This is a genomic window from Microcoleus sp. LAD1_D3, assembly GCF_036702135.1.
GTDB lineage: Bacteria > Cyanobacteriota > Cyanobacteriia > Cyanobacteriales > Microcoleaceae > Microcoleus.
On the sequence record NZ_JAUBSB010000043.1, the window covers coordinates 13,844 to 31,775 of the forward strand.

13 protein-coding genes are annotated in these 17,932 nt (G+C 45.3%); 9 read left to right on the forward strand and 4 right to left on the reverse strand.

Features of this window, described 5'->3' with window-relative positions; translation table 11 throughout:
* The first annotated feature begins 17 nt into the window (after positions 1-17).
* The 4 genes from QUA74_RS21185 (at position 18) to QUA74_RS21200 (ending at position 4,972) form a co-directional block, all read left to right on the forward strand.
* Positions 18-1,031 (forward strand): glycosyltransferase, encoded by a 1,014-nt coding sequence (locus QUA74_RS21185; RefSeq protein WP_333333228.1) that lies wholly within the window; start codon positions 18-20, stop codon positions 1,029-1,031.
* Positions 1,032-1,077: 46 nt separating this feature from the next.
* Positions 1,078-2,373, forward strand: coding sequence for a glycosyltransferase family 4 protein (locus QUA74_RS21190; RefSeq protein ID WP_333333193.1), 1,296 nt, complete (start codon positions 1,078-1,080; stop codon positions 2,371-2,373).
* Positions 2,374-2,415: 42 nt separating this feature from the next.
* A complete protein-coding gene (gene epsE / locus QUA74_RS21195; protein WP_333333195.1) occupies positions 2,416-3,660 on the forward strand; it encodes an exopolysaccharide biosynthesis GT4 family glycosyltransferase EpsE in 1,245 nt (414 codons plus the stop codon).
* A 61-nt stretch (positions 3,661-3,721) separates the two neighbouring features.
* Entirely contained in the window at positions 3,722-4,972 is a 1,251-nt protein-coding gene (locus tag QUA74_RS21200; protein WP_333333197.1) for a glycosyltransferase family 4 protein, read from the forward strand.
* A 170-nt stretch (positions 4,973-5,142) separates the two neighbouring features.
* On the opposite strand, the gene QUA74_RS21205 is transcribed toward QUA74_RS21200, so the two are convergent.
* From QUA74_RS21205 to QUA74_RS21215, 3 genes are all read right to left on the reverse strand, one after another.
* Positions 5,143-5,496: a DUF1257 domain-containing protein gene (locus tag QUA74_RS21205; protein WP_006635781.1), complete on the reverse strand. Its 354-nt coding sequence runs from the start codon at positions 5,494-5,496 to the stop codon at positions 5,143-5,145.
* Positions 5,497-5,626: 130 nt separating this feature from the next.
* Complete coding sequence (ycf46, locus tag QUA74_RS21210) at positions 5,627-7,147, reverse strand: stress-responsive protein Ycf46 (RefSeq protein ID WP_333177654.1); 1,521 nt, start codon at positions 7,145-7,147, stop codon at positions 5,627-5,629.
* Between the two features lie 106 nt (positions 7,148-7,253).
* On the reverse strand, positions 7,254-7,604 hold the full coding sequence (locus QUA74_RS21215) for a hypothetical protein (protein WP_333333199.1): 351 nt from the start codon (positions 7,602-7,604) through the stop codon (positions 7,254-7,256).
* Positions 7,605-8,031: 427 nt separating this feature from the next.
* On the opposite strand from QUA74_RS21215, the gene QUA74_RS21220 reads away from it, so the two are divergent.
* Positions 8,032-8,496, forward strand: a complete 465-nt coding sequence (locus QUA74_RS21220; protein ID WP_333333201.1) for a hypothetical protein — start codon at positions 8,032-8,034, stop codon at positions 8,494-8,496.
* 97 nt (positions 8,497-8,593) lie between these two features.
* Here the strand turns inward: QUA74_RS21220 and sds are convergent, their stop codons facing one another.
* Positions 8,594-9,565, reverse strand: coding sequence for a solanesyl diphosphate synthase (gene sds / locus QUA74_RS21225; protein ID WP_190658411.1), 972 nt, complete (start codon positions 9,563-9,565; stop codon positions 8,594-8,596).
* A gap of 1,644 nt (positions 9,566-11,209) precedes the next feature.
* On the opposite strand from sds, the gene QUA74_RS29925 reads away from it, so the two are divergent.
* From QUA74_RS29925 to QUA74_RS21240, 4 genes are all read left to right on the forward strand, one after another.
* The gene (locus QUA74_RS29925) at positions 11,210-11,368 is read left to right on the forward strand and encodes an ATP-binding protein (protein ID WP_445302164.1); all 159 of its coding nucleotides are present in this window, start codon (positions 11,210-11,212) and stop codon (positions 11,366-11,368) included.
* Between the two features lie 159 nt (positions 11,369-11,527).
* Positions 11,528-14,071: a CBS domain-containing protein gene (locus QUA74_RS21230; RefSeq protein ID WP_333333203.1), complete on the forward strand. Its 2,544-nt coding sequence runs from the start codon at positions 11,528-11,530 to the stop codon at positions 14,069-14,071.
* Between the two features lie 63 nt (positions 14,072-14,134).
* On the forward strand, positions 14,135-14,533 hold the full coding sequence (locus tag QUA74_RS21235) for a response regulator (protein ID WP_333333206.1): 399 nt from the start codon (positions 14,135-14,137) through the stop codon (positions 14,531-14,533).
* Positions 14,530-17,688, forward strand: coding sequence for a PAS domain S-box protein (locus QUA74_RS21240; RefSeq protein WP_333333208.1), 3,159 nt, complete (start codon positions 14,530-14,532; stop codon positions 17,686-17,688). The genes QUA74_RS21235 and QUA74_RS21240 overlap by 4 nt, the downstream gene beginning before the upstream one ends.
* The last annotated feature ends 244 nt before the right edge of the window (positions 17,689-17,932 follow it).

Here is a 17,932-nt window from a genome sequence, read left to right on the forward strand (position 1 = left end):
AATTCAAGAAAGAAAATTTGAAACAAATAGGATTAGTAGCGATCGGACGAAATGAAGGGCAGCGCCTCCGCCAGTGCCTAGTCTCGGCCACAGACAAAGTTGCCCGCGTCGTCTACGTCGATTCCGGCTCAACAGACGGTAGCCTAGAGTTAGCCCGATCGATCGGGGCCGATACAGTAGAACTAGACTTATCTATACCGTTTACCGCAGCACGCGCCAGAAATGAAGGCTTTGCCCGCTTGCTGGAACTAGCACCCGACATCGAATTTGTCCAATTTGTGGACGGTGATTGCGAAGTAGTTGATGGATGGATCGATCGAGCCTACAGCGAACTTGCAGCCAAACCAGACGTAGCAGCAGTATGCGGGCGCAGGCGCGAACGATATCCCGAAGCAAGCATCTACAACCAATTGTGCGACATTGAGTGGGATACCCCCATCGGCGAAACCAAAGCCTGCGGTGGCGACTCCATGATGCGCGCCACCGCATTTCAGCAAGTGGAAGGTTTCAATCCCGCACTAATAGCCGGCGAAGAACCCGAACTGTGCTTGCGGCTGCGCCAAAAAGATTGGAAAATCCTTCGCTTAGACGCAGAAATGACCCTGCACGACGCGCAAATGACGAGTTTCGCTCAGTGGTGGAAGCGGGCTCAAAGAGCGGGTCACGCCTATGCCGAAGGTTCCTGGATGCACGGCAGCGAACCAGAGCGCCATTGGGTCAAAGAAACCCGTAGCACCTGGTTTTGGGGCTTAGTCTTGCCAGCGCTAGCCTTGGCAATGACATGGCCGACAAAAGGCTGGAGCTTGTTACTATTGAGTGGCTACCCCTTAGCAACCTCTCGCACCTATAACTATTATATAAAGCATCGCGATCTCACAACTAAAGACGCAGCCATCTACGCTTTGTCATGTGTATTAGCCAAATTTCCCCAGCTACAAGGTCAAATCCAGTTTCACCAGCGCCGATTGCTGGGGCAGCAGAGCAAGCTAATCGAATACAAAACCACCAAGTCTATTAATTCAGCCAGCTAGAATGACAGCTAACGTCCCAGAAAGTCCACCCCTGAGTAGTAAACAAATGAGTAATAAAAAATTAAAAGTTTTACTAATTGTAGAACAGTGCAATCCTGACTGGGCATCAGTACCATTGGTTGGATACAATTTTTTTCAAAAAATAAACCATTTAGTTGATGCGACACTCGTTACCCATATTAGAAATAAATCAGCCCTTGAAAAGCACCCAGAATATGAAAAAACCATCTACATTGAAGAAGGAAAGTTGGCCAAGCAATATTATAAAATAGTCGAAAAACTTACCGCAACCGGGCGAGTTAATTGGCCAATTTATCATGCCTTGAACTACCCAATATATGAGCAATTCAATCAACAAGTATATCAAAAATTCAAAGGAAAAATCCTCAACGGAGATTATGACATAGTTCATGCAATTACCCCCATGATGCCGCGCTATCCGTTTAAGGTAGTCAGTGTATGCCAGCAGACTCCTTTTATTCTCGGGCCGGTGAATGGAGGCATTCCCTTTCCCCCAGGTTTTCAAGAAACGGCAAGACAAGAATTTGCTCAATTTAACTTTTTGAGAGCAGTTGGTAGAGCATTAATTCCAGGTTATGTAGAAACTTACCAAAAAGCCGACAAAGTTTTAGCGGGTTCAAAATACACTTTAAATATGCTAAAAGATTTGTTTGCCATTCCCGATCAAAGGATTGATTTGTTCTACGAAAATGGGATTTCCGAGGAATTTTTAAATCAGACAAATATTCTTGATAAAGATGTTAGCAAGATCAATCTGCTTTTTGTGGGTCGGTTAGTTCCTTACAAATGCGCCGATATTGTCATTGAATCTATTGGTCAATTAGACCCGGACATTCAGAGTAAAATCCGCTTAAGCATAGTAGGAGACGGTTCAGAAAGAAACAACTTGGAAAACCGAGTGAAGGAGCTTAATTTAGGCGAAATAGTCAGCTTTGCCGGATGGGTAAATCAACAAGAAACTCTGGATTATTACAGAAAAGCAGATATTTTTTGTTTCCCTTCGATCCGAGAGTTTGGCGGCGCAGTGGTAATGGAAGCTATGGCTTGCGGACTCCCCTGCATTGTGGCTAATAACGGCGGTATTGGTGAATACGTGAATGAAGAAACTGGTTTTAAGATCGAGCCAATTTCTAGAGAGTATCTCACCCAGGAGTTGACAAGTAAAATTAAGCTGTTAGTCGAAGATGATCGGCTGCGGGAAAGTATGTCAGCTAAGGCGATCGAAAAAGCCAGAGAATTTGCGTGGGAAAACAAAGCCATAAAAATCGTCGAGATTTACGAAAAAATGCTCGGTGAGAAAGGGGTTCGTGCATCTGCGTAGTGAGAAATGTTGTTGAGTTAAAAATTAAAAAGCAGGTAATAAATGAAGGCAAAAATTGGATACTTTATTCCACAATTTCCCGGACAAACACACATCTTTTTGTGGCGGGAACGACAATTTCTGGCAGAACTTGGAATTGAAACAGATTTAGTATCAACTCAACCGCCCCCGAGAGCGATCGCTTCTCACGTATGGGCAGAAGAAGCTCAAAAAAATACTGTTTATCTATTTCCCTTTGCTGCGAAAGATTTTATTAACTCATTCCTAGAGGTTCTCAAAGCTGGCCCCGCTGCATGGTGGCAGTGCCTCGCAGTTATTGCCAAAGCGAGTGACACATCCTTATCTGAAAAGGTGCGACTCTTGGCATGGATTTTTGTGGCTGGCAAACTAGCAGGGTTAACAAAAACAAAAGGTTGGTCCCACATCCACGTTCATTCCTGTGCCAATGCCGCCAATATAGCCTTATTTAACTCAATTATTACAGGCTGTACTTACAGTATGACTCTTCACGGGCCTACTCTAGAAGTGTACGGGTCAAATCAGGAACAAAAGTGGAAAAATGCTGCTTTTGCGATCGTCATATCTCAACTGCTTCTCAATGATGTCAAACATAAATTAGCGAACTTTCTTCCCAAACAATTAGCTGTTGCTCCAATGGGAGTTAATTTTGCCGAAATTAAACGCAGCAGCCCTTACACACCTTGGCAAGAAGGAAGTCCGTGCAAGATTTTTGCTTGCGGCCGCCTCAACCCGGTGAAAGGTCACAAATACTTGATTGAGACGGTAGAATTGCTGCGAAATCGGGGATTTGACGTGAGGCTACAAATTGCAGGCGAGGATGAACAAGGGGGCAGCGGATATCACCAAGAGCTACAAAAAATGATTGAAGATAAATCGATGTCCGAATGCGTGGAGCTACTTGGGGCGGTTTCGGAACAGGCAATTCGCCAAGGTCTAGAAGCAGCTCACGTTTTTGCTTTGGCAAGTTTGAATGAAGGAGTTCCGGTTGCTGTGATGGAAGCCATGGCGATGGAGGTGCCGGCGGTAGTTACTAATGTAGGCGGAACTTCTGAGCTAGTAGATGACGGCGCGGATGCTGTATTAGTCCAATCAGAAAAACCCGAAGAAATGGCAGATGCGATCGCCAATATACTCCAAAATCCAGAACTTGCTTTGAGCCTCAGTCAGGAAGCTCGGAAAAAAATTATCGCCAAATTTAGCCACGGCCGCAGTGCAGAAACTTTAGCTCAGTGCTTGGAAAAACTTGGAATAACTAACCCGTCTTAGTTATTCCCAAGAAGAAATTTAATCTCAGAGTACATAAATTCAGTTGAGTCCCAAGCAAGTTATGCGAATTTTAATTGTTGCTCAGAATGCCTCAACTAAATTCGGCGGCGAGTCATTGCTGCCGGTCAACTACTTTCGGATACTTCGATCGCGCCAAATAGAGACATGGTTAGTGGCGCACGCCCGCACCCAGGCAGAACTCACAGCACTGTTTCCAGAAGAGCGTGATCGAATGCACTTTGTACCCGACACTTGGCTGCACCGGCTGCTTAACAATTGCGGGCGATTTATCCCTGAAAGAGTGAATGACTTTACTTTTGGACTGCTCACTCACCTGTACACCCAAGTGCTACAGCGTCGTATTGTCCGGCGGCTCCTGAGCGAACACGAGATTGATGTTGTACACGAACCGACACCAGTCTCGGCAACAGTTCCTTCGTTGATGTTCGGATTGGGAGTGCCGGTAGTTATCGGGCCGATGAACACGTCGGTTAAATTTCCTCTGGCTTTTCGATCGCGCCAAAATCCTATCATTGATATTTTAATCGCGATCGGTCACCAGTGCGTCGATTTCTTCAATCGTCTTTTTCCCGGTAAAATCAAAGCCGAGACGCTGTTAGTGGCAAACGATCGCACGAAGCAGGCACTTGCATCTGGGGTGCAGGGTAAAATTATTGAACTTGTGGAAAACGGCGTGGATTTCTCGGTGTGGCGATCGGACTCTAGCTTATCAAGAGCAGCGACCGGGCAGGTTCATTTTATTTTTTTAGGCCGACTGATCGACTGGAAAGCTGTAGACTTGCTGCTGGAAGCCTTCGTCCCCGTCGCAGCTCAAACCGATGCAGTCTTGGAAATCATCGGTGATGGGCACATCCGAGGGGAACTCGAAGCTCAAACAGCTCGTTTAGGCATCGAGAGCAGGGTGGTATTTAGTGGCTGGCTGTCTCAGGAGGAGTGCGCTCTCAAAATGCAACAAGCTGATGCAATGGTTTTTCCCAGTTTGCGGGAATGCGGCGGGGCAGTGGTGATGGAGGCAATGGCCGTGGGCTTGCCAGTCATAGCAACGAACTGGGGCGGCCCTGCAGATTATCTGAATTCCACTTGCGGTATTTTAGTAGAACCGACTTCTAAAGAAGGATTTGTCAAGGGACTGACAGATGCGATGCTCAAGCTGGCTCATTCACCAGAATTGCGGCAGAGTATGGGTTGTGCGGGACGGGAGCGAGTCCGGCAGCATTTTGATTGGGAACGCAAAGTCGATCGAATACTTGAAATTTATCAACAAACGATCGACGATTGCCCCAAGCATTAGGTAGCCGACCATTAAAGCATAAAGCAGCAGCTTTCAGGTTGAAAGCTGCTGCTTGGGGGTGCTAAAAAAGTATGTGGTGGCCCAAAGACCCCCCTCTACATCCTAGCGAGCTAAAAACGGGTTAACCCGTTTGTTTGGTTAACCCGCGAGCTTGGAAACCTGCAGATCAATTAGTTTTGCACTACCAGCTTAACGTTGGCATTTTGCAAACCGCGCTGCTTGACTGCGGCCAAGGTCTTGTTAACTGCGTACTTCTGGTTGATGGAGTTGATTAACTCAGTTTGATTGTGTTTTTTGGCGACGCCCCAGAGGTCGGCAATCAGGTCAAAAGAACCATCGCTATTGCGAGACCAACCCAGGTCATATTCGCCTTCGAGAATCGCCACGATGTCGGAGCGAACGCGCTGACCATTATAGCCACGAACATCAGCTTCTGACTTGACTGAAATGCCCAAGTCGCGCAGGGAAGCTTTCAGGATTTCGGCATCGGTGATTTTGGTACGCAGTGTGCTAAAGTGAGACATTGGATTTCCTCCTAATACAACTGAGAGAGAAACAACAACGGTCTGGATTTAACGGTGCCGCTTGGCGGCTCTTGAATCGAACTGCTAGCTGTTGCTAGCCTTTGCTCCTGTTTGGACCAGGAGAAAGCTTTTAGAATTCCATTCGCTGGTATTCAGCGACGGAAGACGCAGCGGGCCGTGCACGCTGTCTAGCCCAATCTCGAAGGGCGGTGACCTGTTCGGTCATTGTTTTAGACAGTGGCATTGTAGATTTAATGGCCGCGATGATGTCTAGCTGCGTAAACTCTCTATCTTGAGCGAAGGCTTCGTACATTGCTGCTACTAGCGCTTGCTCAATCTCTGCACCTGAAAAGCCGTCGGAAACGTTGGAAAGTTGCTCTAAATCGAAGCGAGTAATTTCCCGACGCCGCTTGGACAGGTGAATCTTAAAAATATCTTGGCGTTCTTCTTTTGTAGGCAGATCAACAAAGAAGAGTTCGTCGAATCGGCCTTTCCTCAAGAATTCTCCCGGCAACCGCTCGATTCGGTTGGCTGTTGCCATTACGAAGACTGGGGAAGTCTTTTCTTGCATCCAAGTGAGGAACGAACCGAAAATCCGGCTGGAGGTGCCTCCGTCTGAGTCTGCCGAACCAGTGCCTCCTGCAAAGGCTTTGTCTAGTTCGTCGATGAACAGGAGGGCTGGAGAGATGGATTCTGCGGTTTTGAGGGCATTGCGGAGGTTGGCTTCCGAGCGACCCACCATCGAGCCGTCGTAGACTCTACCCATATCTAGCCTCAGCAGGGGCAGTCCCCAGAGGCGGGAGGTGGTCTTGGCAATCAGCGATTTTCCGCATCCGGGTACGCCGAGAATTAACATCCCTTTTGGTTGGGGCAGACCGTATTCTCTCGCCCTTTCTGTAAAGGCGTTGGAACGCTGTCTCAGCCACCGCTTCAGCTCTTCTAAACCGCCGACTGCATCCAGGGTTTCGTCTTCTTCAATGAACTCTAGAATGCCGTTGCGCCGAATTAATTGCTTTTTCTCCGAAAGAACTATGTCTACTTCTTCTTCTGTGAGGCGCCCAGTCGAAACTTGGGCTTTACGATAAACTTTTTCAGCTTCGTCCTTGGTCAATCCCAAGGCTGCTTTTAAAAGTTTTTCTCGCGCTTCTGTAGTAATGCGTCGCGATTTTGTTTGCTCCAACTGACCAGACAATACTTGGTTTAGTTCCTTCATGTCTGGCAACGCGAAGTCTAATACCACTACTTCCTTTTCTAGCTCGATCGGAATTTGCTGCAAAGGAGACATCAGTATAATTGTCTTTTGCGTTCCTTTGAAGTGGGCGATCGCATCGCGCAACCACCTCGTTACCGGAGGAGAATCTATAAAAGGATGCAAATCTTTGAAAATGTAGATGCTAGCGTTACTGTTGGGTTCTCGCTGCCTGATCACCCATTCAATTGCTGCCTCTGGCGAGACGGTGTTGTGTTGGGTGGTGGTGCGGGGTTGACCATACTCCACAATGCCGTGAGTTACAGTCCAGATAAATACTCGTCGCTGTGGTTTTGCTTGAGCTATTGTCGAAATTGCTTGCTCACACCGCTCTTCCTCGGATGTCACGAGGTAGATCAGAGGATATTGAGCTTGGATTAGAATACTGATCTCTTCTTGCATATTCCTCGACCCACTAGAGACGGTGCTATCTTTGCTGAATCTCAATGCTGCCCTTCGCCCTGTTACTGAAAATTTCAGTTTTAGCTTTTTGGGAAGCAAGGCATTCTTAGCAGGGAACCAATTCTTCCTCTCCCGGTTTGGCCGTGCTGACGGCGACGCCCGACACCTGCTTTACGGGAAGATCCTGTTCAGCCAATACGCTCGGCTGACTTGTTACCGATGCCAGTTCTCCATCTCGCATTACTACTGAACCCGTGCATTCTGGACAGTTGTATACCCGATGGGTTTGTCCGTAGGAGGCTTCTACTTCGTCAACCAGTTCGGGATTTCCTAGGTAGAAGACAATTGCCCTTTCTGCAATTGATGACATCGGTTCAGTTTCGACTGCGGCTCGGATTTTGAGCTGGCGATGCAGTTCTGGTGGAAGATACAATGTAACTTTTTGCTTTTCTTGCATATGACAGTGAATTGACTTACCCGGGTATGTATATCAGATTAGCCACTTAATTCTTTGCTGTCAAGCCTCTATGCTGCTTTAGCGTCATCTTGTAATATTTCGTTACACTTGAGGTAAATGTGGGGCCGTTAACAACGAAAAAATTAGGGGTGTAGCTGATGAGGCCGAGGTGCAACGGCAGGTATGGGTAGCGTCAAGGACGATCGACCAACTATAAATATGAACAATAGATATATAAGAGTAGCGGCCAACAAATTCTTGGAGTCGCCATCTGGGGTAAGGTGCGCCATCAGCAGCCAGCCCGCTCATGAGTGGTGAAGAATGCCCCCAAAGGCTTGAAATGTCATAGCGGGCGATCGGTAATATATACTTGGATGCGGACCTGCTAACCTGAAATTTTTAATTTTAGATATCACAGAACTGACTGATGGATTTAGATCAACAGATTCAAGCATTGATCCAAAAAGCTCCGCCCGACGGTTCGACGCCACAAATCTTAAAGGCGATCGCCCCGGCACTGGTGTTAATTGCCCAACAGCTACAGCACCTCGAATACTCGATCCTGCAAGCGGTAGACCAAAGTTGGGCGATCGTGGTTTTGAGCAATCTCAAGCAACCGGGACGGGAGAAGAAGGTGATTTATGCTTGGAATAGTATTAAAGATGCGTCGCAGGCTGCGGCTGCTGGGGGCGATCGTCTCAGACCGGTGCTTTTGCCTGTCACTCACATTTTATTTCAGATGATAGCTCTGGAAGGTCTTGACAGCATTGTTTTTTTTGAAAGTCCCGGCAATCAGGAAGTCGGGACGGAAATTCCTCGCGAGCAAGTACAGAGCTTAATTAACGTTTACTTGCAACAGTATCGATCGGCTCCACCGCCGGATATTGCCTAAACGACTCAATTTTCTATTTATTGGTAACAGGGCATTAGGAATTGGGAATTACGCATTACCAATTCCCCATTACCAATAAAATGTAACTTTTTAACCTCTAATAAAGTCTACTCAAAACGTATTCAGCCAAATCAATCAGAGCTTGACGGGACTCTGAATGGGGCAGCGCAGCTAAGTATTCGACGGCTTTCTGTGCGTGATTTGTTGCTAGTTCTCGCGATCTCTCTATGCCTTTAGAATCTTCTACAAGTGCCAGGGCCTGCTCTATATCTCCTTCTTGGGCAAATTCGCGTTCTATGAGAACTTCCAAGTAAGGCTTTTCTTCTAGGGCAAATAGTGCTGGTGCGGTCAGATTACCGCTTCTGAGATCCGAGCCTGCCGGTTTCCCCAAAGTTTCCGTTGAAGCGGTGAAATCTAATATATCATCTACTATTTGGAATGCCAAACCAATGTTGCGACCGTAGTTGTACAAATCGTCTGCTATTTCCGCTGAAACCTCGCTCAAACAGCCCGCTGCTTTGGAACTGTTGGCAATTAAAGACGCTGTTTTGTAATAACTTTTTTCTAGGTACGCTTCGATCGACAAGCTGGTGTCAAATCCATTTAGTCCCTGTTGAATTTCCCCCTCAGCTAAATCCATAATCACTTCTGAAAGCAGTTTGACTACTGGCAGGTTGTCGAGATTTGCCAAATGCCAGGAAGATTGAGCAAACAGAAAATCTCCCGCCAATACTGCCACTCGGTTGTTAAACCGACTGTGAACAGTCGGCACTCCGCGCCGCAGATCCGACTCGTCCACCACGTCGTCGTGCACGAGACTAGCTGTGTGGATCATTTCCGTGATTTCAGCGAGGCGGCGGTGTTTTTCCGTGATTTCCCGATCGGGCATAGTCGCCTTGGCCATCAACAGAACGATTGCGGGTCTCACTCGTTTTCCCTTTGTGCCGAATAAGTATTCTGCAGCCGCGTACAAGATGGGATGACGGGCACCCACTAACTGTTTTAAGTTTTCTGTCAACAGTCGCAGGTCTTCTTCAACCGAGGAAAATAGGAGAGTGCTAGAGATCATGGATACGCCGACTCAAGCCGTAAAGTAACAAAATTTTACAAATCATATCTTTATTTTAAGGTAATTCTCTGCAATAGAAAAGAAAAATCTAGGCGATCGGCAGTTATTTGTCATCTGTCACCCGATGGGAGTCACCCGACTGCCAGAGGCGAGTTGCCGGCTCTCAGAGGGGTTGCCCCTATTGTATCGAATTGTTAAGGAGACTGCCAAAAAATCTCTAAATCCCAGAAACCCTGTGTTATTATGGGTATTAAGGATTTAAACAATTCTATACATTAAGTACAGCCAGACTGCCAGGTAGCTTTTAAGTGCCTGTAAAAGTTTCGTAGAGCCAGCCTTGTGAGTCGATCGCAGCCAAAATTTCTGGGACAGATTTTTAGTTCCTCGCGGCTAAAAGTTTTCAGAAGTTAAGAGTAGCGCATCTTATGTGCACGGTAGCTCAAAGCAGCTAAAGTGGATGGTTTTAGGCTGTTTAAGCATCTGTAAAGCAGTAAATCATTATTGATGACCGGGAACGCCTAAATGTTCCCGCAGGCTTGATATGGAAAAACAGCCTTCAGAACCAAGGCATGGTCTTGCGTGCTGACTTAATGTAGTAGGTCTTGAACTTGTCCTGCTCCTCCTCGTCGTTGACTTTTGGTTCTAATTATGATTTATCGCGATATTCCTCTAATTATTCCCATTCTGGCCGCCGGCTATGTAATGACTATTTATGTACTGCTGATGTTGGCCGAACGCAGCGCTAAAATAACTCGATTGGGCGAGTAGTGCACTGCTCGGCAGCCGAAGTCGGCAGCAGCGCCCTCGCTTCACCCTTGAGAATTCGGAATACTCAATAATAACCCTGCCTTGAATGCTTGCGCGCAAAGGCAGGGTTATTATTTACAATTGGGGGCACCGTGATTTTCTGGGCTGCTAGTTACTGCAACACATAGCTACAGTTATCGATGTTCAATGCCCACAGCCTCTGAGGCAGGATATTATATTTAGTAGCAGCTTGTATCGCTCACAGCAAGTTTCATGTCAGGGAAACCCGATTAATATTCCGAGAAAGCTATTAAAGTGCTCTCAAAAACGCTGAGTTTGAAGTTGTGGGTTATTGTGCCAAAAATCGCAATATTCCTATTTTGTAGGGCTAGAAATTACAGAAATAAAACGCGAATTTTCTGAATCGAGCAACCTGCTTGCTAAACAGAAGGAATCCATCAACTTGCACTGCGAGCAAATATTTCATCAAATGGTGCTTAACTGGCTGACTCATGCAGATAATCTCGGCCATTTATTCACATATTCCCAAGAAAATAATTTGCTAGACAGAGCCACAAAAGTAATTTTTAATTCAAAAAATATTCTGGATTTAACTGTTTTTTAAAAAAGGAACTCCCACTATTAATAATCCCATTAAAACTCTGTTTAATTTTGATTAAAACAACTAAAAGGCAGAGGAGAAGTTGTCAGAAATTGTCCAGATCCCCTGCCTAAATAGTTGTGTGATCCAGACGAACTCAAACAAGTTTTCATACATCTGATGCACAATGGTTTACAAGCGATAGAGAATTGCCGAGTTTTAAAAGTAGAGGTGAGAGCTGAAAATCAGAGCCTGCTCGTCAGTGGGCACTGAGTTTCTGGGGAATTTGGTCACGAATATTTGATCCGTTCTTTACCACAAAACCCGCCGACGAAGGCAGCGGCTGGGGACGGGAGATTGTTAAAAAAAGTGTGGAAAAACATTCGGGTAAAATAGAAGTAACATCAGTTATCGGTCAAAGGACGTGTATGGTGTTAATTCCGATGGCCGTTTAGCGTGATCACACTAAAATTCATACCAATACGCGACTAAAAATACAACTCTAGACCGATGTCAAATCTCGATTGCGGTTAGCAGGCCGCGAGTGTAAAATCTGAAATCTAAAATGTTATTAAGTGGCGGTTCCGCCTGCATCTCTCCCCTTTGATTTGCCCATGTCAACAACAGTTTCTGATACCCAAAGCTTGCTAGAACAGGCGATCGACCCCAAACTGCCGGTGCTGCCTCCAGACACACCCTTGAAAGTCGCAATTGCTGCCATGACTCAGGCGAGTGCCAGTTGCATTTTAATCGCGTTTGAGCAGCAATTGCTGGGAATTTTTACAGAACGCGATGTTGTGAAAATAACTGCTAGCGAAATACCGCTAGCAGGGGTGGCAATTTCTGAGGTGATGACTGAAAACCCGATCGCCATTTCCCTCGATAAAGCGGGGAATATCTTCAAGGTATTGAGCATATTGCGATCGAAAAGAATCCGTCATTTACCCCTCCTAGACGAAGGTGGCAACTTGCTAGGCGCTATCACCTGCGAAAGCATCCGTCAAATCCTCAAGCCGGCAGACTTGCTGAAAATGTGGCGCGCCGAAGAAATTATGACTACACAATTAATAGTTACCTCAAGCAGCGCCTCAGTTTTAGAAGTCGCAAAACAGATGAGAACCCAGCGGAAAAGCTGCATAGTCATTTGCACTGACAGCGACAACAAAAATCAGAAACCTGTGGGCATAATTACAGAACGCGACATTGTTAAATTCCAAGCTTCTGGACTAGATTTCGCACGTACTCCCGTCACCGCCGCGATGAGTTTTCCGCTGATACCGTTACAGGTAAAAGCCACCTTGTGGCAGGCTCACCAGTTAATGCAGCAGCACCGCATCCGGCGCTTGGTGGTGGTGGACGAGGAAGGATATTTAGCCGGAATTGTGACTGAAATTAGCTTGCGGGAGGCCTTAGATCCGGTAGAAATGCACGCCAATGTCGAGCTTTTGCAGGAAACAGTTGCCGATAAAATTCAGGAGTTGAACCAAATGAACGAAGAATTGCAAAAAGAAGCGTTGCGGAGAACAGAAGTCGAGGAAAAATTGCGAATTTTAAATGATAATTTGGAAGAACAAATCAAACAGCGAACTTTAGAATTAATTAATGCTAACAGTCAGTTAAAAAAGGAAATACAAGACCGCACCACCGCTGAAACTGAAGTTCGCCGCCTCAACACCGAACTCGAACAGCGAGTTCTAGACCGCACGGTTCAACTAGCAGCCACTAACGAAGAATTGCAGCAACAAATTAGCGGTAGAAAATTGCTCGAAGAAAAATTACACTTTTCTGAAAGGAAAGTCCGCGCCGTTTTTGAAGCGATGACCGACATCGTTCTCGTGCTAGACAGTCAGCGGAACATAGAAATTTTGCCAACGAATGTGGCAGCGGCTTCTGAGCCTGATTGCGATATAGTCAGCTTGACCATCGAACATTTTTTTGACGACGACAACCCGGATGATTGGTGGGTGTTAGTTCAGCAAGTGTTAGAAACACAACAAACTCTCAATTTTGACTACAGCTTAACAGTTTGTGGTCGCGAAATTTGGTTTTCCGCCTGCATTTCTCTGTTCTCAAAAGATGCAGTTATTTGGGTTGCCCGCAACATCAACGACCGCAAAATAGCCGAGTCAGCGCTGTGCCAAAAAAATGCAGAATTATCTCATACCTTAGAAGAACTGAAGCGGACTCAAAAAGAACTCATTCAATCAGAAAAAATGGCAGCCCTCGGACAGTTAATTGCCGGAGTTGCTCACGAAATCAATTCTCCTTTAGGGGCAATTCGATCTTCTGTGCAGAACATCGCTGATTTCTGGATCGAACAATTGCAGCAGTTGCCGATATTTTTCCAACAGCTATCCCCGGAACAGCGACAGGATTTCTTTGCTTTGCTGGAAAATTCCCGCCAAGAAACAGACACATTATCTAGTAAAGAAAAACGTCAGTTAAAAAAACTTTTGCAGGGGCAACTAGAATCGGAAAATATTGACGACGCCGACAGTCTGGCCTGTACCTTATTAGATATCGGCATCGGCAATAATGTAGAACCTTTTTTACCTTTATTGAAAGACAGCCAAAGTCGAAACATTGTACAAACAGCCTACCAATTTGCTACGGTACAAAAAAGCACTAAAACTATTGCTACTGCCACAGATAGGGCCGCCAAAATTGTTTTTGCTTTGAAAAGCTACTCTCGTTACGACCAGTCGGGTTCCAAAGTAATCGCTAATATTACCGCCGGTATTGATACTGTTTTAACGCTTTACCACTACCAAATCAAACACGGTGTGGAAGTGGTCAGAAACTATGGTACTAATTTGCCCTCTGTGCTATGCTATCCTGATGAACTCAATCAAGTTTGGACAAATTTGGTTCACAATGCTTTACAAGCGATGGGCAACAAAGGAGTGTTAAAAATTGATGTCAAACACCAAGCGAACGCAATATCAGTCAGTATTACCGACAGTGGCCCCGGCATTCCTCCAGAGATTATGCCGAGAATTTTTGAGCCGTTTTTCACAACTAAACCTCCAGGTGAAGGCAGCGGTTTGGGATTAGATATAGTTCAAAAAATTCTGGAAAAACACCAAGGTGAACTGCAAGTAGAAAGTGTGCCTGGTAACACAAAATTTACTATATCTTTACCCATCGAAATCCCTTGATAGCAATTTAAAAAATAGGTAAATGCCACAGATTTTAAAATTTAATAATAGAAGTCAAGTTTTATGCCTAAACCAGTAATTTTGTGCGTTGACGATGAAGTTGTGGTCTTAAATAGTTTGAAAATTCAACTTAAAAAAGAATTTGGGGATGCTTACCTCTATGAAGTAGCAGAAAATGCAGATGAAGCTCTGGAAATTATGGAGGAAATTCAAAAAGAAGATGAAAGTGATATTTTGGTCATAGTATCTGACTGGTTAATGCCAGGGATTAAAGGAGATGAATTTTTGATTCTGGTTCACCAAAAATATCCTAAAATTGTGAAAGTCATGCTGACTGGGCAAGCCGACGAAGTAGCAATAGCACGGGTGAAAGAGCAAGCAAACTTGCACCGTTGTTTGTACAAGCCGTGGGAACGCAAAGAATTAGTAGAAACTATAAAATCTGGTTTGACAAAAATATGAACAATAAACCTGTGATTATTTGTGTGGATGATGAACCGATAATTCTTGAAAGTTTGAAAATTGAGTTAAAAAAAACCCTGGGGGAAGAACAGTTATTAGAAACTGCTGAAGGCGGCGAAGATGCTTTAGAGTTAATAGAAGAATTACTGGCTGAGGGCAGCGAAATAGTAGCAGTGATTTCCGACTATTTGATGCCGAATATCAAAGGGGACGAATTGCTGAAGCAGATTCACAGAATTTCCCCAAAAACTATCAAAATTATGCTAACGGGGCAAGCAGACCTCGAAGCAGTGGCGAATACTATTAAATATGCTAAATTGTACCGATATATATCGAAGCCTTGGCAGTCCGAAGATTTGAAGTTGACGGTAAAAGAAGCGATTAACAGCTATTTTAGGGAGAAGCAATTAGCGGAACAAAATGCTCAACTCCAAAAGCTGAATCAAGAATTGGAAACTTTAGTCGAGGAGCGGACTGCACAACTGCGTTTGTCAGAGGAAAAGTTTGCTAAAGCTTTTCGTTCTTCTCCCAACCCGATTACTATTACCAGACTTAATGACGGTAGTTATTTAGAAATTAATGAGGCTTTTTGCCAGACAATGGGTTATTCGGCCGCAGAAATTCTCGCTCGCACGGCGCTTGATTTGAATCTTTGGGAAAATATACAAGCCCGCGCCGAGTTGTTTAAAATGTTAGACGAAAAAAAAATTGTTCTCAATTACGAATTTGATTTTCGCACTAAAACAGGGGGACTCAGAACCGGGCTGCTGTCAGCAGAAATCATTGACATTCATGGCGAAACCTGCGTGATTTCTGTGATTCAAGATATTAGCGATCGCAAATTAGCCGAAGAAAAACTCCGAGCTGTAGCGGCTTCTTTAGCAGCAGCGCAAAGAATCGCCCGTGTCGGTAATTGGGAATGCGATTTATCTGCCAACACAACTACTTGGTCGGAAGAATTATCTCGGATTTTTGGGCTCGATCCAACCCAGCCTGCGCCAACACTGACTGAGTTTTCGCAATACGTGCATCCCGACGATCGACAAAAGTGGCAAACAACGATCGACGCTGCTATTGATAGCGGGCAATCCTACAGTTTGGAATATCGAATCCTGCGGCTGGAACCGACAATTGGTGCGGATAATTGCCGATCACAAACAAGTGAAGGCGGCTTCATTCGCTACATCGAAGCCAGAGGAGAAGCAGTTGTCAATCAACAAGGTAAAGTGACAAAACTATTCACAACTTTGATGGACATTACCCCCCGCAAGCGGGCAGAAATAGCCCTAGCTGAGAGCGAAGAAAAATACCGTCATTTAGTTGAAACTTCCCAAGATATTATCTGGTCTTGCGATGCTGAAGGACACCTTACTTTTGTGAACCAAGCAGTTAAACAAATCTACGGTTACGAGCCTGAAGAAATGCTTGGCTGTTCTTTTAGCGATTTCTTGGCCCCAGGAGAAATAGACTGGAAATGGGAACTTCAGCGGCGCTTCCTGACGGGAAAAACTGTGTTTCAGTACGAAAATATAGTATTAGGAAAAGACGGCAGCAAGATTGATGTAAATACGAAGGCGATCGCGCGTTTGGACGCTGAAGGAAACATTATGGGCACAACAGGCACTGCTAGCGATATTACCGAGCGCAAACAAGCAGAAATAGCCCTGAAAAAAGCCAAAGAAGAAGCCGACAGAGCCAACAGGGCGAAAAGTGAATTTCTCTCGAATATGAGCCACGAATTGCGAACTCCCCTCAACGCAATTCTCGGTTTCAGCCAACTGCTGGCCCGCGACCCAGACCTCGGTGCCGACCAACAGCAATACTTAGGAATTATTAGCCAGAGCGGGGAACATTTGCTCGTTTTGATCAACAATATTCTGCAAATGTCAAAAATTGAAGTCGGGCTGGTGACACTTAATAACAGCACCTTTGACTTGCACAAAATGCTAAAAAACACTGAAAATATGCTGAAGCTGCAAGCCGAAAAAAAAGGGTTGCAGTTAATTTTTGATTCCCCCCCCACTCTACCTAAATATATAGAAACCGACGAAAGCAAGTTGCGCCAAGTCTTAATAAATGTAGTCGGAAATGCTATTAAGTTTACTACGGAAGGTGGTGTTAATTTGAGAATAAAACATGAGGGATTAAAAACTAAAACTCATGGAGAGATTCCCCCAAGTAAGAATTGCTGTTTGCTATTTGAAGTGGAAGACACTGGTTCAGGAATTTCTGCGGAAGAAATGGACAATTTGTTTACACCTTTCGCGCAAACAGAAAGCGGAAAAAAAGCTCAAGAAGGAACCGGTTTGGGCTTGCCAATCAGCAAGCAGTTCGTTCAGTTAATGGGAGGAAAGATGACGGTAACAAGTACCCTCGGTCGCGGCAGCATTTTTAGATTTGATGTTAAAGTTTCGCTCCCTAATGCAGTGGAAATTCAGGTGGCTCAAACAGCTCGCCGAGTGGTGGGCCTGGAACCCGGACAGCCTGAATACCGGATTTTAGCTGTTGACGATCGCCTGGAAAGCCGCTTGCTGTTGGTCAGAATGCTGACATCCCTTGGCTTTGCGGTGCAGGACGCTGAAAATGGCGTTCAAGCTGTGGAAATGTGGTCGAGTTGGGAACCTCATTTGATTTGGATGGATATGCGGATGCCGGTGATGGACGGTTACGAAGCTACGAAACAGATTAAAGCGCATTTGAAAGGTCAAGCAACGGTGATTATTGCTCTGACTGCAAGTGCTTTTGATGAGGAGCGATCGCTGATTTTGTCTGCTGGTTGCGATGATTTTGTAGCGAAGCCTTTTCGGGAGCAAGTGATTCTAGAAAAGATGGCTAAGTATCTGGGAGTCCGCTATGTTTATGATCGAGAAGCTTCGCTAAGTTCTGATGCTGCGGTGTTCGCCGAGGTTTCCACGGCAACTGAAACGGCTGATTTGGCTTTTACACTCAATACTTCATTTTTGGAAGCTATGCCTGCTGAATGGATTGATGAATTGTATTCGGCGGCGGATGCGGTTGATAACGAGGAGATTTTTCGGCTGTTGTTGTCGATTCCTCCTATTAATGCTCGTTTCGGCAACGCGATAGCCGATTTGGCGAATAACTTCCGCTGCGATCGGATTATCGATTTGATTGAGGAGTTTAGAAATTGTTGAAGGATGAAAGAAGAAGGGATAGGGGCAGGTTCAGGATTATGGATGATGTAGGTCGATCGCCTATTTGTAAACTCGCCCGCAGGCGATCGGGTAATTTACTTGTAGCCAAGCTCCACACCCTGGTAATCATCACTCATTCCCCATTCTTTAATCTCACATCTTAAATCTCAACTAAGATAAGTTCTGTAAATATAAAAGAACTTGCTCCCGGAAGTAGTGTTATAATAAGTATTTAACCCGTTTT